Consider the following 15,978-nt stretch of genomic DNA (forward strand, 5'->3'; position numbering starts at 1 on the left):
CCCAGTGCATCCCCTTTGTTCGTTTTGGTGTTATATACATTCTATAGGCTAGGTCACAGGCTAATAAATGGCCTAATCCCATGTAACTGTTATATAGAACGGGGTCTAATTTATTAATAAGATTTAACTGTTTATCATGTAACGCCATGATTTTATCGAACATGTTACGTCTGGCCTTGTTATCTTGACCAGCATAATACAACCCCGCACATTCTCGGCATATCACTGCCCCCCCCATCTTGATCATTTAAGAGAGCACACACATATCGTTTCCTTGGATCATACGCCAATTTTCAAAAGTTTTTTCTGGGGTGGTTATGAACCGCCAAGCGTTGCTGTGTAGCCATTTGTATTTTTAAAAAGTACCCCATAAATCCACCCTAAAAACCCGACAAAAACAGCTAAATATTTTTATCAAATGCCTGTTTACTAGGCTTTTAGGGGATGTCCCCCCCCCTACCTAAAAATTTCAAAAATTGAACTTTCACACAAGATGACGATATGTGAGCGCTCTCTTCGTCAAACAGACGGGGGCGGGGGTATCCAACCTTTTATATCTTCATTCCTACAAAATACACCATTACAAAATAAAAACGCTTAAATCATCTTATATAGCTTATTTATATAATCAAATAAAAAAGCCCTTTCGGACTTTAGTGGCTATTATACAAACATTTTTTGCAAGAAGCCTTTTTTCTGTTCCTTAAGTAAATCTAGCTTACGCTGATAAAGAGTGATAGTGTTGTCTAATTGTTGGAAGAATGAGCCGATTTTTTGTTGTTCTGAAAGATTTGGCGTAGGTATCTCTATTTCGAACATCTTTGTTTTCGATATGTTATATCGTGATATCCTTTGTGCTAGGAAGGTTATTTTCTTTCGAATTGAAGGTGATCTTAGCATGGATGCCATATAATTTAAATCAAAAGATACTCGAGGACGATATCCAAATGTAAAGCTATTTAAATATACATTTTTAGTATCGTGTGTCCAAACAGATGACATACCAACTTCTTCGGGTGTTTCTGAAGAAGTTGTAAAAAATACATCGCCCTTTTGAACTTGGTTCTGTTTCTCATCGATTTCAATTGCATCAAGCTGATCTAGGGTTGCTATAGGATTTTGAAAAACATTCACATAGGTTACAAACTTTGCTGATCCATGACCAAAATTTTCTTTGGTTTTTCCAGTTAAGCCAGTAAAAGTATCCCCAACATCTCCTAACTTACGCTCTTCCCAAGCATCAGTAAATCCTTTAAATCTTATATCTGGTACTCTATCGACCATGAGTGCGCTCCTCATTGTTATTAACTAGTTAAATCGTATAGTTTTCAAAATATCAAAGCAATAGCATTTTACTAATCTTAACAAATAAAACACCTACTCATTAGACCACTTCACACGGGCTATATTTTGCCCCTAATACAGACTTTCTAACTCTTAATGTCTAATCTCATACTAGAACAAACAAAAAAACCTCCACGGGCTTTATATGGCGTATTTATTTAATGTGTTATAAGTGGTCTGATTCTAATACTGTTCTATCAGTTCGGACTGCTTAACTGACCTTACTAACCTGTTAATTTTGGCGTTCGTTCTTTCTATCTTGGACGCTGTGCCTACGATATTCTTGTACTCGCTGAACTGCTTGCCTTGTTTATAGTGTTCATAATGCATTTGTACAAAGTCAGGCGGAAGCGTGGCAATGAACGGATCAAGCGTCCTATGTACGTCTTCAAAGTATAAGCACATTTCCTTTTCAAGTTTCGATGTAAACCCTGCCCGCTTTCTTTGTTCAATCTTCTCTAATGTCCAGCCGCTATTATATTTAAAATATTCTCTTAAAACTTCCCACCTTTTCATGTCATCCCCCACAAATGTTTTTAAGACAATTATACAGGAAGACCTGACGCACTAAATCAGTGCCCCAGCGTACTTTCAAGCGTGCCTGCAAACACGGTTGTTAGTTGTCCACTACTGGACAATACAAAAATATCCGCTACTTTTCCGCTACAGTTTTAATCCGTGTTGTTGTTCATTACCTGCGGTACTGTTTCGGTGCTTCTGGCGTTTTCTGTCCGTTTATCCGATTTTATCCGCTACTTTTTGCGTATTCTGACATATTTTGGCCAAAATAAAAACGGCTATAAAAGCCGTCACATTGCTAGGGTGCAAGTGTTTTTTATCCTCTAATTTATCCGCTACTTTTTCCGCTACTTTTGTTGATTGTCAGTGACGTTCAAAAAATAAAAATAGCTTAAGACTGGGATTTTTGACGCCTCTTAACGTCTCCTGATGTTATCAATGGACTCGAGGGGAGTCGAACCCCTGTCCAAACCGCCCGCCACACTAGCTTCTACATTCATAGGGCAATGATTAATACCACAGCCAAAGCAGTCATTGTCCAGAACTTGACTCTGACTGGGAACCTAATTGATTTAAACTTAACCGTGCAGGCATCACCATTAAGCCGATCTGACCATTTATTAAACCAAGACCACCATGTCAGCCTAACAATCTTGGCTACGAATCACTGGTTTTTAGGCAGCGACAGCGTAAGAGTTATTGTTTTTTGCAGTTAAATGTCTGCCCGCTTTACGCCCGGATGGCGGAATGCAGCTAATGCTCGTAACAGCCTGTCGAATTCCAAGACGAGCCCAAAACAAAAAGCCGAGGAAAATTCCTCAGCTTCCATTATAGCAAAAACTTTATCGAGTATCAGTCAATTCCGTTTTTCTTATTACGCTTCTTCAATAAAATCAGTCCAAAGGTAGCCGAAATTAATCCAATTTCAAGCGCTTTTTGACCCGTCGACTTTTCTTGATGATTACCAGTTTGTGGTAATACACTAGTTGCTTTTGTTGTTGCGTTTACCAAACTGTCAGATGTGTTGACCTGACTAGGTGAGTCAATCGTCGAACTTGTTTCTGATTTCTGAGTCGTTGACTGACCACTGTTGCTTGGCGTCGTTCCTGAATCCTGAGTCGTTGACTGACCACTACTACTTGGCGTCGTTTTCGGACCCTGATTTGTATTTGATGTCGTGTCATTACCACTTGTCACAGTTACTGTCACGGTCTGAGTGTAAATATTACCGCTACCATCCGTATAAGAATAAGTTACAGGATAGGTGCCTGGCTTCGTTGTATCTACATGACCTGTCACGGTAATCTTTGTCAAATCAATTGGTTGACCGTTTGCATCAGTAGCACCAGAGAAACTATCTGCTGGGGTCCATTTTGTACTTGGTCCAGCAATCAAATCACCACCCTTAATAGTGATACTATCCTTACTTGCTACAACAGTAATTGTCGCTGTTTGAGACCGTTTATTACCTTGGGCATCGGTGTAGGAATAAGTGACAGGGTAAGTGCCTGGCGTAGTTGGGTCAACTTTACCATCGACCGTTACCTTGCTCAAATCCACCGGCTAGCCATTTTCATCCGTTGCACCCGAGAAGTTGTCTGCTGGTGTCCACTTTGTATCAGGACCAGCAATCAAGGTACTATCTTTAGCCGTTAAACTACCCTTGCTTGGATTGACCGTTACTGTTACCTTCTGAGAATGAGTATTTCCTTAGCCATCAGTATAAATGTAAGTAATCGGGTATGAACCTGGCTTAGTTGTATCAACTGTGCCATCAACCGTTACCTTACTCAAATCCACTGGTTGGCCATTTTCATCCGTTGCACCCGAGAAATTATCCGCTGGTGTCCACTTTGTATCAGGACCAGCAATCAAGGTACTATCTTTAGCAGTTAAACTGCCCTTACTTGAATTAACTGTGACTGTCACAGTCTTTGAATAGTGGTTACCAGTTTCATCCGTGTAAGAATAAGTAACAGGATAAGTACCAGGCTTCGTCGTGTCCACATGACCCGTCACGGTGATCTTTGACAAATCAATTAGTTGACCGTTTGCATCAGTAGCACCAGAGAAGTTGTCTGCTGGTGTCCACTTCGTGTTTGGGCCGGCAACAATCGTACTATCAGCGGCATTGATACTACCTTGGCTAGCCAACACAGTGATCGTGGCAGGAGTACTATGATAGTGCTCTTGCTGATCAGTATAGCTATATGTGACTTGGTAAGTACCAGCTTTTTGCGGATTGACGCTGCCCGAAACTTGAACCTTACTCAAATCAAGTACGTTGCCGTTTTCATCAGTAGCACTGACAACATTGTCACTCGTATTCCACTTCGAGTTGACTAAAATCGTACTGTCCTTGGCCTTCAAACTACTCTAACTTGGCACCACGGTCACATTGGCCGTCTTTGTAACAGCTTTGCCACTCGTATCAGTATAAATATAAGTATAAGTAATTGGATAGGTTCCTGGGTCTGTAGTCTTCACCGAACCACTAACCTGAACTTTACTCAAATCAACAGCTGATCCATTTTGATCCACGGCACTCAAAAAGTTTTGGCTAGCGGACCATTGCGCCGTAGGACCAGCAACAATCGTGCTGTCTTGGACGTTCAACGTTGCTTGACCAAGAACTTTATCATAAACAACGTTGTAGGAAAGTTGACCAGAATCATTATTAACCGTCGTTGAGTCAAAATAAGTTGGTTGAATGCCTTCAATGCTATAGCCAGCAATGGTTGGTGCCGTTACTGCAGCAAAGTTATTACTATTAGCTCCACTGGCCAGCTGCCAATCCGTACAAGTAGGTTGGCCATTGACCAATGTTCCTTGACGGCGATAAATGGCCGACTGAACGGTTGATGAGGCAATCTTATTGCCACTCTTATCCACGTAGTTAATGGTACGAGAAACGGTATTATTCTGTGCTGGGTCAAAAGTAAATGAATCAACCGAAACAGTTTGCAAGTTGCTATCTAATCCGGTCGATGCCCCAATCGATAAGGCTAATGGATCCTGGAAATCAGTAACTGGAATGGAAAATGTATGGCCCAGGTAATCCAGTCTCATGTGTCCATTCCCATCATAGGTCACTGTAAATGGCATTGCTTTACCAGCTACTGGATATTTAGTAGGATCCAAGTCCAAAAAACCGCCATCGTAACGAATATTACTATCTTGCCCCTTTTGATCCACATCGCTATGAAAACCAGAAACATAAGAATCTACGTTACTATCGTGGTGATCACCACCATCAATCGGCCAGGTATCAAAAACATAACCGGATGAGGTTGGTAGGCCCAATACGCTAATACCACCACCTAATGAACCGATTTCCCCAACAGTTCCATGATGGAAGGCAATTCCAATGCCATCGGCACCTTGAGCATCCTGTAATTTGCTTCCAAGGTTAATTGTTCCGTGCAACACGAAAGCGTCATTGGCATTAATCTTAGTTTTCAGCGTGATGTTTCCTTCAACACCACCTATATCTGGTGTTAAAGTAGCAGTATTTCTGCTGGCATCATAAGTTGTATCGCCGCCTAATTTAAACCACTGCAAAAAATTATCCTTGGTAACTGTCACTGAAAGATTATCATTTGTTACTGGTTGAGTTGTGCCTTGGGTTAAATTAGCACCCAATAAGGCAGCATTACTCGTTGCAGAATCCGTTGCTTCGCGCAAATCCAGTGTTTGTTCTGTAGCTTGACTCTGGCTACCTTGATTGCTGCCACTAGTTGCATCGGTAGTGCTGGAACCAGCAGTACTTGAATCAGTAGCGCTTCCAGTTTTCTGGCTTTGTGACTGAGTAGCGCTACTAGTGCTAGTGCTTTGCGATTGCGTGCCACTTCCAGTACTGGTGCTTTATGACTGATTATTATTGGCTGTCGAACTACTTGTATTACTTGCAGCTTGGCTCTGATTTTGAGCAGTAGTTGTCCCCTGTAACGTTGCCGTTTGCTGTGCACCTTGTTCTCCAGCACTGGTTGAACTTTGTTGCGTACCCGTACTTTGTGACGCCGCACTTTGACTAGTCGTGCTTGCCGGATTTAATCCTTGAGCAGCAGTACTCTGAGGATTTAGTCCCTGCGCTACCAAGCTTTGGCTACCTGTACTCTGATTATTTGTTATCTGTGAACTGGCAGTCTGACTTTGTTGACTTGCTGACTCATTTGTATTTGTTGTTTTTTCTGTTGTTTGAGAACTAGAAACATCATCGGCTTGAGCCTGCTGGTGAGCACCTTCTACAGCCACCATACTAACACCCGCTAAAGCTGTTACCCATAATTTCTTAGCCTTATATAATTTGTATGTTTGCTTTTTGTTCATAGCTCATTCTCCCTTTCGGGAAAATACTAACATTTTTATTTCTCTATTTCAATTACATTTCTTTTTGATTACTTTTAATAAAGATGTATTCTAATTTGCGATTTAGGACAAAAATTGTCCTTATAATTATTTATACTTTCATTAACTAATGTTGTAATCGGTTAAGCTAATATTGATTCAAATCAGAACCATCCCAGTAAAAAAGCCCATTACTGATAGTACCAGGCTGGTTAGTTTACATAAAAAAACGCCGTAACCAGAAATTAAACATCGCTTCTCTTTCTCGCGACAAATTTCCCATTACAGGCGTTTTATTTTTTATTTAGAAAGCCCGAAAACGCTTATGTCGTTGTTGAATCAACTCGTCGTCAGACAATGTCTGCAATTCCCGGATTTCATCTGATAACTTTTCCTTCATGCCATTAAAAATCTTGCCATGATTATGACCTTCTGGAATCACCTGGTCAATCACATTTTCCTTCATCAAATCAGCAGCCGTCAAGCCCATAATGCCAGCAGCTTCATTTGCTCGCTTGGCATCTTTCCACAAAATCGAAGCAAAGCCTTCGGGTGACAAAATTGAGTATGTGGCGTTTTCAAACATCCACACTTGGTCAGCTGTGGCCAAAGCCAAGGCACCACCGGAACCACCTTCACCATAGATAATAGAGATGATTGGGACCGGCAACTTCATTGACTTCAGAATTGACTGAGCAATTGCTTCCCCTTGACCCAAGGCTTCAGCGTCCTTGCCAGGAAAGGCACCCGGTGTGTTGACGAAGGTCACGATTGGACGGTGGAACTTTGCTGCTTGTTCCATCAACCGTTGCGCCTTCCGGTAGCCCCAAGGCTGTGGCGAACCATTTCGCTTGGACAACTTATCGTTGATGTCCGTTCCCTTATCAATGGCGATAACAGTAACAGGCTGGCCGTTTAATCGTGCCAAACCACCGATAACTGATTTATCATCACCATAAAGGCGGTCGCCATGTAATTCAATGAAATCATCAAAGATGCCATTGACTAATTCGCGCGCCATAAAGCGGTCTTCGCGGGATTTCTTCACCACTTCAGCTGGATCAATTTCTTTTTTAAACAATGTTTTGATAAATTCGAACATTATTCAGCCTCCTGTTGGTGTAATGACACAATATTGGCAATCATGTCAGCCATGTCTTGGCGAGGAACAATCTTGTCAACAAAGCCGTTTTCCAAGAGCGTTTCCACTCGTTGGAAGTCCTTTGGTAACTTTTCATGAATCGTTGATTCAATCACACGAGCACCGGCAAAACCAACCAAAGCGTGTGGTTCGGCTAACGTGACATCACCCTGCATCGCAAAGGAAGCAGTCACACCACCGGTCGTTGGGTCGGTCAGCACAACTAAGTACAACAGACCTGCTTCCTGATGGGCGGCAACAGCAGCTGATACCTTAGCCATCTGCATCAAGGAATTGATTCCTTCTTGCATTCGCGCCCCACCAGAAGCCGTAAACATCACGACTGGCAAGCGGTTTTCTGTGGCATACTCGAAGAGACGGGTAATCTTTTCGCCGGTCATTGAGCCCAACGAGGCCATCATAAAGTAAGCGTCCATGATGCCCAAGGCAACCTTTTCGCCTTCAATCGTAGCCGTTCCAGTCAAAACGGACTCGTTCATCTCAGTTTGCTTCTTAGCCCGGGCTAATTTTTCCTCATAACCAGGAAAATCAGAATGATCAATCGTCAAGTCAGCGTTCATCTCGACGAAGTCTTCAGTCAACAAGGCCACCCGTTCGTGTGCCTGCAAACGGAAACCGTAATTACACTTTGGACATACGCGGTATGGCCCCAGCTCCTTGTTATAAATTTGTTCGCCACAATATGGGCAAGCCAGAAAGAGGCCGTCAGGAATCCTATCCTTAATGGCATCGGTCACCTTAATCTTATTTTGTTCAGGTTTTTTTGAATTAAATAAATCCATATTATTTTGGGCTCTGCCCTCTCCCCCTCATCACTGTTTGGGTCTAAAGTTTCTTAAGCAAGTGAAAGCCGCTCAAAGGCGGCTTTCGTCAAGAAATTTATTCACCAGCCTGTTCAGCCAGTTTTTCTTCCCACTTTGGCATAAATGTATCTTCAAGATACTTCGTTCCAAAGTTATCTGTCAAGACATTTTCATCCAGCAACAAGGCCTTTTGGAAAGTCTGTGATGTGGAAACACCCACTAAGGAAGTTTCATCCACCATTCGTTCCAACTTCGCTAAGGCTTCCCCGCGCGTTTCATCATGGGCAATCAGCTTCGCGATCATCGAATCATAGAACGGCTGGATGGTGTCGCCATTGTAAAGGGCTGAATCGATTCGAACCCCTGGTCCACCAGTTGGTAAGAAGACAAAGTCAACTTTTCCAGCACTAGGGGCAAAATTAGCTTCTGGCTTTTCAGCCGTCAACCGCATTTCAACGGCGTGACCACTGATTTGAACATCAGCTTGCTTTAACTTCAGTTCTTCACCGGCAGCCACTTCGACCTGCAAGCGCACCAAATCCAAGCCGGTCACCATTTCAGTGACTGGGTGCTCAACCTGAATTCGAGTGTTCATTTCCATGAAGTAGAACTTACCTTCTTGGTCTTGAAGGAATTCAATCGTTCCAGTATTTTCATAATCAATCGCGTTCACAGCCTTCGTGACAATGTCCATCAGCTCTTCACGCATTGTTGGTGTCACGGAAGCGGCTGGTGATTCTTCCATCACCTTTTGGTTCCGGCGCTGCAAAGAACAGTTTCGTTCTGGCAAGCAAATCACATTACCAAATTGGTCGCGAATCACTTGCATTTCGATATGGCGGACATTCGTCATGACTTTTTCGATGTACATATGGTCATCACCATATGACAACTGAGCTTCGCTTTGGGCGTTGATAAAGTTTTCTGCTAGTTCACCTTCTGAGTAAACAAAGCGCATTCCCTTACCACCACCACCGGCAGCTGCCTTCAGCAACAATGGGAATCCCGTCTTTTTTGAAACCTCAATGGCTTCGTCAACGTTATGAATATAGCCATCAGAACCAGGGATTACCGGAACGCCTGCCTTCGTCATTTCTGCTCGAGCATGTTCCTTGTTTCCCATCAAATCGATTGTTTCAGGACGAGGGCCAATCCACTTAATGTTGACATCCCCGACCATTTCGGCAAATAGAGCGTTTTCTGATAAGAACCCATAGCCTGGGTGAATTGCTTCAGCACCCGTTAATAGGGCTGCTGTCACAACATTTTTCATGTTTAGGTAAGAATCAGCAGGCTTTGGCCCACCAACACAGATGGCCTCGTCTGCTACTTGAACGTGCAAAGAATCCTTGTCAGCCGTTGAATAAATCGCAACCGTTTGGATGCCCATTTCCTTCAACGTCCGGATAATCCGCACGGCGATTTCGCCACGATTGGCTACCAATACTTTTTTAAACATCTTAATCTCCAACAATAAATGTCAATTCAGCGGTTGTAGCCTTCTTACCATTCACCCAGGCAATTCCTTTTCCTGAACCAACAGGGCCACGCAAGCGATCCAAAACGACTTCTAAGCGCAATTGGTCACCAGGACGAACCATTTGACGGTAGCGAGCCTTCTTAATGCCGCCAAAGTAAGCTGTCTTACCCTTGAACTCGGGCATTGAAAGCAAAGCAACAGCACCAGCTTGGGCCAATGCTTCAACGGTCAAAGCACCTGGGAAAGTTGGGTTACCAGGGAAGTGTCCTTGGAAGATTTCTTCGTTAATGGAAATGTTCTTGATGGCCACACAGCGCTCACCAGGTACTAATTCCTCAACCGTGTCCAACATCAACATTGGGTAACGATGTGGAAGAATTTCTTGAATTTCCTTTGTGTTCAATTGGGTCATAGCTCTTCTCCTTTTAGCTGTCTATGTACATCCAAGCAATGCTTGGATAAGACGATCGGCTGAAATAGCCGTCTAATCTATTAATCAGTTGTGACACGGTAAAGTGGCATATCAAAATCAATCACTTCTTCGTTATCAACCAAAACTTCAGCAATGGTACCAGAAACGTCTGACTTGATTTCAGTCATCAACTTCATGGCTTCAATGATAGCAACCGTTTCGCCCTTTTCGACGTGGTCGCCAACATTCTTAAAGTTTGGTTCACCTGGCTTTGGTTGGAGATAAACCGTTCCGACCATTGGTGCCTTGATTTCTTTTCCAGCGGCTGCTGGTGCAGCTACTTCAGGTGCAGCGGCCTGAGCTGCTGGCGCTTGGTTCACAACAGGTTGTGCTGCGGGTGCACTTGGCGCTACTGGCGCTGGTGTGTTACTGCCTTGAACCTGTTCGTTCTTAGACAAGTGCAATGAAAATTGACCATCTTGGATGTAAACATCCCGCAGGGTAGACTTTTCCAAGTCTGCCATCAATTCACGAATTTCTTTGACATTTAAATTCATTATTGAACTTCCCTCTTACCACTTCTTGAAGACAACAGCTGCGTTATGACCACCAAAACCATAGTTAGCAGACAAAACATATTCAGGAGCCGTATTCTTGTTCGTTTCGTTAACCAAGTTCACCAACTTTGTGTGCTCATCAGGTTCATCAAAGCCAACGTTAACTGGCAATTGACCACGGTCGATAGCACCAACAGAAGCAACGGCTTCGATGGCACCAGCGGCACCCAAAAGGTGACCAGTCATTCCCTTCGTTGATGAAACCAATACAGAGTTCGGACCAAAGACAGAAGCAACAGCTTCGGCTTCACCTGAATCGTTTGCACCGGTAGCAGTACCGTGGGCGTTCAAATAAGTAACGTCTTCTGGCTTGATATCAGCATCCTTCAAGGCTGCCTTCATTGCCCGAGCAGCTCCTTCACCGTCAGGGGCAGGAGAAGTCATGTGGTAAGCATCTGATGATGCACCATAACCAACCACTTCGGCCAAGATGTTGGCACCACGAGCTTCAGCATGTTCCAAGGACTCCAATACAAGGATTCCTGAACCTTCACCCAAGACAAAACCGTGACGGTTCTTGTCAAATGGCTTTGAAGCTTGTGCAGGGTCTTCTTCCTTTGACAAAGCAGTCAAAGCGGCGAAACCAGCAATTCCAATTTCGTTGACAGTCGCTTCTGAACCACCAGTCAACATCACGTCTTCACGACCCGATTGGATACGCCAGAAGGCTTCACCAATGGCGTTCGTAGCTGAGGCACAAGCCGTTACGACTGTGAAGTTCACGCCACGAGCACCAAAGCGCAATGAAACGTTTCCTGAAACCATGTTCGGAATTGATTCAGGGACGAACAATGGTGAAACGCGTTGTGGTCCCTTTTCGTGCATCTTAATCACTTGTTCTTGGATAGTTGTCAAACCACCAATTCCATTTCCCAAGATAACACCAAAACGTTCTGAATTAGCAACCTTTGACTTTGCTTCTGAACCTTCATCAGGCAACAAACCTGCTTGGTCCAAGGCTTGGTAAGAAGCATCGATAGCATACTGTGAGAACAAGTCCAACTTACGTGCATCACGCTTTCCAACGCGCAAAGCTGGATCAAAACCGTCAACTTGTCCGGCAACTGAAATACCAGTTTCAGTTGCATCAAACTTCGTGATTGGCTTAATTCCTAATTTTTCATCAAAAAGGCCATCCAAGAAGGTCTTTGTATCGTTTCCTAATGGGGTAACAGCCCCCATCCCAGTAATTACGACTCGTGTCATTGCCGCTTCCTTTCTAATCTAAGTAACTTAAAATGAACGATGCTTATTAAATATAAAGGCCACCGTCAACGGTAATCGTTTGTCCAGTCATGTAGTCGTTGCCGGCTAAGAATAGCGCAACATCGGCCACATCATCGATTGAACCAAACCGTGACAAAGGAATCTCATTCAAGATGGCTTCACGCGCCTTGTCTGACAAGGCATCCGTCATATCTGAAACGATCATCCCAGGGGCGATGGCGTTTACGCGGATATTGCGCTTCGCCCCTTCCTTAGCCAAAGACTTTGTCAAACCGATGATACCAGCCTTTGAGGCGGCATAATTGGCTTGACCAACATTGCCCATTTGACCAACAACAGAAGCCATGTTCAAAATCACACCATGCTTTTGTCGAATCATCTTCTTGAAGACGGGTTGTGTCACGTTGAACGTTCCATTCAAGTTTGTGTTCACAACCTGGGCAAAATCAGCTGGGCTCATCCCCATCACTAACTGGTCCTTGGTAATCCCGGCGTTGTTCACCAAGATATCAATGCCTTCAAAGCCTTCTTGCTTGTACAAGTCTTTGAAAGTTGCTTCAACTGTTTCGGCATCAGCAACGTCAAACTGCAACGTCATTGGCTTTTGCTTGAAGGAGTTGATGACTTCTTCTTTAATAGCAGAACGACCATGCAAGATAACACGGGCGCCCGCATTATCAAAAGCGTGAGCAACGGCTAGGCCGATTCCTCGTGATGACCCAGTTACCAAAACGGTTTGATTAGTAAAGTCCATGGATTCTTATCCTTTCTCTGCGTTGATCGCATCAACGACTTTTTGATAGGAAACAAAGTCCGTCACCGTGTACTTGGTAACATCCTTTGGCGCAATTTTCTTCGCAAATTTGACGAGGGTAGCGGCAGGTCCAATTTCAACCAAAGTATCAACTCCGGCATCCACCATCTCCTGCAAGCATTGTGCAAAGTAGGTTGGTGAAACAATCTGCTTCGTCAAGGTATCCTTGACTGTTTCAGCTGTAAAGGCTTGCTTCGTCGTGTTGGAATAAACAGGGTAAGCCCCTACACCAAACTCTTCTTCTGCCAAGCGCGTGGCCATCTTTTCAGAGGCTTCATTTAGCAATGGCGTGTGGAAGGCACCAACAACTGGCAACTCGACCTGCTTTTTCACGCCGGCTTCCGTTAATGTCTCAACAGTCTGGTCAACATCGGCTTTGACACCGCCGATAACCAGTTGTGAAAAGGTATTAAAATTAGCTGGGTAAACTTGTAGGCCCTGCTTTTGCAAACCTTCAACAACCTCAACAATCATATCTTGGTTATCATCCAAAACCGCAACCATCTTGCCGGGGTTCTTGTCGCCAACCTCTTGCATGTATTGACCACGATCTTTAACCAAGGCGATTGCCTGCTCAAAGGTCAAAATGCCATTGGCCACCAAGGCTGGATATTCACCCAAGGAAAGACCCAAACCAGCAACCACATCCGTTAAGCCAGCATCCTTTAATGAAGCAGCTAATGCCGCATCCATCGCCACGATGGCTGGTTGTGCGTACTGTGTTTGCCGAATTTTTTCTTCGTCTTGGTCTAACTCGTTTAAATCGTAACCCAAGATGGCAGAAGCCTTGTCGATATAAGCCTTGTAGCCTGGCAAGTTTTCATAGAGGTCAGTCCCCATGCCCGCTTGCTGTGATCCCTGACCGTTGAATAGCAGTCCTATTTTCATTAGAAACCTCGCTTATTTTGCCTTGTTTTCAATGCCCATAATGTCCGTTGCTTGTGCCCAAATTCCGGCCAAGATTTCAGCAACAGGCTTTTCATCATTGACCATTCCTGAAATTTGACCAGCCATGAAGGCGCCACCGTTCTTGTCACCATCGACAACGGCGGCACGCAAAGTTCCTGATTCAAGCTTTTCAACTGTTTCGTAATCAGGTTCTGGCTTACCGATTTCTTCTACTTCGCGCTTCACGTATTCCTTGGCCATCTTGTTCTTCAAGACACGGACACGTGAACCAACAATGTTACCAGTGATAATCGTATCAATATCACGGGCCTTCAAGACCTTGGCCTTGTAGTTTGGGTGAACTTCAGATTCGGTAGCCGTCAAGAAACGAGTTCCCATTTGGACCCCTGAGGCACCCAAGGCAAAGGCAGCGGCAACACCGCGGCCATCACCGATTCCACCAGCGGCAATAACTGGAATATCAACGGCATCAACAACTTGTGGCACCAAAGCCATCGTTGTCATTTGACCGATGTGGCCACCTGATTCCATTCCTTCAGCAACCACGGCGTCAACACCCTTACGTTGCATCATCTTCGCCATTGAAACGGATGGCACAACAGGGATAACCGTTACGCCTGCGGCATGCAATTCTTCCAAGAATGGTGATGGATCACCGGCACCGGTAGCAACAACCTTCACGCCTTCTTCCAAAATGACATCGAAGACTTCGCGAATGTGACGAGACATCAGCATCACGTTCACACCAAAAGGCTTATCCGTTAATTCCTTGGCACGACGAACTTCACGACGAACTTCGTCACCGTGCCAGTAACCAGTTCCAATAAAACCAAGTCCACCAGCTTCAGATACAGCGGCAGCTAAGGCACCTGTACCGGCCCAAGTCATCCCACCTTCAACGATTGGGTACTTCATCCCTAATTTATCAAAAATGGGGTTGTCAATTTTAAATGTCATAATCTCTGCCTCTTTATTTTATCTACCTGTATGTATGCGGTTAAAAACCGCTTGATGCTTACTTCTGGTCAAGTTGGTCCTTGATCTTGTTAACCAAGTCTTGAACAGTCTTAACTTCTTCAGTTTCTTCCAACTTGATGTCGAAGTCGTCTTCGACACGGTTCAAAACTTCGAACAAGTCCAATGAATCAGCATCGATATCATCAGTCATGTTAGTAGTCAATGAAACTTCTGAATCTTCCAAATCGAATTGGTCGATCAAAATTTCCTTAACCTTGTCAAAAATTTCTTCGTTAGTCATGAGCATGCTCTCCTATATAGATGTTCGTATTGCAATACGTTGGATTTTTACGGTGCAGTCTACTACACCGCAATTCTGATTTTTTATTTTTTAATTAAAGTTGCCAAATTTGGACGCCAATCGCAAGACCGCCACCAAAGCCGACAAAGGCAATCTTCATGCCGGGCTTAATTTGACCACTGCGACGCAATTCGTCGAGCAAGATGGCCGTTGAACCGGCAGATGTGTTGCCATATTCTTCCATGTTCGTTGGGAACTTGTCCATTGGTTGGCCAAAGTTCTTTGCCATGGATTCCACAATACGCTTGTTTGCCTGGTGAGCCAGGTAAAAGTCGACGTCGTCGGCCTCAAGTCCAGCCTTTTCCAACGCCTTCTGCATCACCTTGGGCACTTCACGCGTGGCAAAGCTATAAACGCTTCGGCCGTCCTGGTGGAAGTATGGATCAAGTGGTGAAATTTCACCAGCAAAGACATTCTTATTGGCAAAGCGGCCAGTCAAGATTGCTTGACCACGGTCACCGAATGACTGCAATTCTTCTGCAATCAAGCCAACGGGGTCGGCCGTCTTCTCCAGCAAAACGCCACCAGCACCATCGCCGAACAAGACAGAAACCGTCCGGTCTTTCCAGTCAACCAGCTTTGACAGCACTTCCGCTCCAATAAACATCCCCTTCTGATAACGACCAGAGGAAAGGAAAGAAGAGGCAACCGACATGCCGTAAACAAAGCCGGAACAAGCCGCATTCAAATCAAAGGCAAAAGCGTTCGGTGCTTCGATATTTCCCTGCACAATCGCAGCTGTATGAGGTGAAAGGGCATCGGGTGACATCGTCCCCACAATAATAAAGTCCAAATCAGCGGGATCCCAACCCGATTGTTCTAATAACTTTTTGGCAACACTTGTTGCCAAATCTGATGTATTCTCAGTTGTCACAACGTGGCGTTGGTGAATACCAGTTCGTGGATAAATCCACTCATCACTGGTATCCATCAATTTCGTCAAGTCATCATTTGTTACCACTCGTTCTGGCACTTGCATGGCCGTAGTAACAATCTTAATGTTTTCCATAATTTTTCACAATCCCG

At 44.2% G+C, this 15,978-nt stretch carries 16 protein-coding genes, 1 other RNA gene and 1 pseudogene; all 18 read right to left on the reverse strand.

The annotated features are described in order from the left end of the window. Nucleotides 1-247, reverse strand: a pseudogene (locus AOQ32_RS08915) (hypothetical protein); the annotation flags it as partial. 416 nt (nucleotides 248-663) lie between these two features. After that, a complete protein-coding gene (locus tag AOQ32_RS04490; RefSeq protein ID WP_059393787.1) occupies nucleotides 664-1,284 on the reverse strand; it encodes a restriction endonuclease subunit S in 621 nt (206 codons plus the stop codon). 1,015 nt (nucleotides 1,285-2,299) lie between these two features. Next, nucleotides 2,300-2,656: a transfer-messenger RNA gene (ssrA, locus tag AOQ32_RS04500) on the reverse strand. Between the two features lie 59 nt (nucleotides 2,657-2,715). Beyond that, the gene (locus AOQ32_RS04505) at nucleotides 2,716-3,423 is read right to left on the reverse strand and encodes an immunoglobulin-like domain-containing protein (protein WP_059393789.1); all 708 of its coding nucleotides are present in this window, start codon (nucleotides 3,421-3,423) and stop codon (nucleotides 2,716-2,718) included. A gap of 150 nt (nucleotides 3,424-3,573) precedes the next feature. Continuing rightward, entirely contained in the window at nucleotides 3,574-4,233 is a 660-nt protein-coding gene (locus AOQ32_RS04510) for a bacterial Ig-like domain-containing protein (protein ID WP_059393790.1), read from the reverse strand. 6 nt (nucleotides 4,234-4,239) lie between these two features. Continuing rightward, complete coding sequence (locus AOQ32_RS04515) at nucleotides 4,240-5,547, reverse strand: lectin-like domain-containing protein (RefSeq protein ID WP_059393791.1); 1,308 nt, start codon at nucleotides 5,545-5,547, stop codon at nucleotides 4,240-4,242. Nucleotides 5,548-5,727: 180 nt separating this feature from the next. Further along, entirely contained in the window at nucleotides 5,728-6,192 is a 465-nt protein-coding gene (locus AOQ32_RS04520) for a KxYKxGKxW signal peptide domain-containing protein (RefSeq protein WP_059393792.1), read from the reverse strand. A gap of 322 nt (nucleotides 6,193-6,514) precedes the next feature. After that, on the reverse strand, nucleotides 6,515-7,312 hold the full coding sequence (accA, locus tag AOQ32_RS04525; protein ID WP_059393793.1) for a carboxyltransferase subunit alpha: 798 nt from the start codon (nucleotides 7,310-7,312) through the stop codon (nucleotides 6,515-6,517). Then, nucleotides 7,312-8,154: an acetyl-CoA carboxylase, carboxyltransferase subunit beta gene (gene accD, locus AOQ32_RS04530; protein WP_059393794.1), complete on the reverse strand. Its 843-nt coding sequence runs from the start codon at nucleotides 8,152-8,154 to the stop codon at nucleotides 7,312-7,314. Before accD ends, accA begins: the two co-directional genes overlap by 1 nt. A gap of 97 nt (nucleotides 8,155-8,251) precedes the next feature. Continuing rightward, a complete protein-coding gene (locus AOQ32_RS04535; RefSeq protein ID WP_059393795.1) occupies nucleotides 8,252-9,634 on the reverse strand; it encodes an acetyl-CoA carboxylase biotin carboxylase subunit in 1,383 nt (460 codons plus the stop codon). 1 nt (nucleotide 9,635) lies between these two features. Beyond that, the gene (gene fabZ, locus AOQ32_RS04540; protein ID WP_047974611.1) at nucleotides 9,636-10,067 is read right to left on the reverse strand and encodes a 3-hydroxyacyl-ACP dehydratase FabZ; all 432 of its coding nucleotides are present in this window, start codon (nucleotides 10,065-10,067) and stop codon (nucleotides 9,636-9,638) included. An 80-nt stretch (nucleotides 10,068-10,147) separates the two neighbouring features. Beyond that, complete coding sequence (gene accB / locus AOQ32_RS04545) at nucleotides 10,148-10,624, reverse strand: acetyl-CoA carboxylase biotin carboxyl carrier protein (protein ID WP_059393796.1); 477 nt, start codon at nucleotides 10,622-10,624, stop codon at nucleotides 10,148-10,150. 15 nt (nucleotides 10,625-10,639) lie between these two features. Beyond that, nucleotides 10,640-11,890 carry a beta-ketoacyl-ACP synthase II gene (gene fabF / locus AOQ32_RS04550; protein WP_047974609.1) on the reverse strand — a complete coding sequence of 417 codons (1,251 nt, stop codon included), beginning with the start codon at nucleotides 11,888-11,890 and terminating at the stop codon, nucleotides 10,640-10,642. A gap of 46 nt (nucleotides 11,891-11,936) precedes the next feature. Next, nucleotides 11,937-12,665 (reverse strand): beta-ketoacyl-ACP reductase, encoded by a 729-nt coding sequence (locus AOQ32_RS04555; RefSeq protein ID WP_059393797.1) that lies wholly within the window; start codon nucleotides 12,663-12,665, stop codon nucleotides 11,937-11,939. A gap of 6 nt (nucleotides 12,666-12,671) precedes the next feature. Next, nucleotides 12,672-13,613, reverse strand: a complete 942-nt coding sequence (locus AOQ32_RS04560; protein WP_059393798.1) for an ACP S-malonyltransferase — start codon at nucleotides 13,611-13,613, stop codon at nucleotides 12,672-12,674. 12 nt (nucleotides 13,614-13,625) lie between these two features. Next, nucleotides 13,626-14,591: a DUF561 domain-containing protein gene (locus AOQ32_RS04565; protein ID WP_059393799.1), complete on the reverse strand. Its 966-nt coding sequence runs from the start codon at nucleotides 14,589-14,591 to the stop codon at nucleotides 13,626-13,628. Between the two features lie 58 nt (nucleotides 14,592-14,649). Beyond that, nucleotides 14,650-14,892 carry an acyl carrier protein gene (locus AOQ32_RS04570; protein WP_059393800.1) on the reverse strand — a complete coding sequence of 81 codons (243 nt, stop codon included), beginning with the start codon at nucleotides 14,890-14,892 and terminating at the stop codon, nucleotides 14,650-14,652. Nucleotides 14,893-14,986: 94 nt separating this feature from the next. Further along, the gene (locus AOQ32_RS04575) at nucleotides 14,987-15,961 is read right to left on the reverse strand and encodes a beta-ketoacyl-ACP synthase III (protein WP_059393801.1); all 975 of its coding nucleotides are present in this window, start codon (nucleotides 15,959-15,961) and stop codon (nucleotides 14,987-14,989) included. Nucleotides 15,962-15,978 lie beyond the last annotated feature (17 nt).

Source organism: Fructobacillus tropaeoli (assembly GCF_001047135.2).
GTDB lineage: Bacteria > Bacillota > Bacilli > Lactobacillales > Lactobacillaceae > Fructobacillus > Fructobacillus tropaeoli.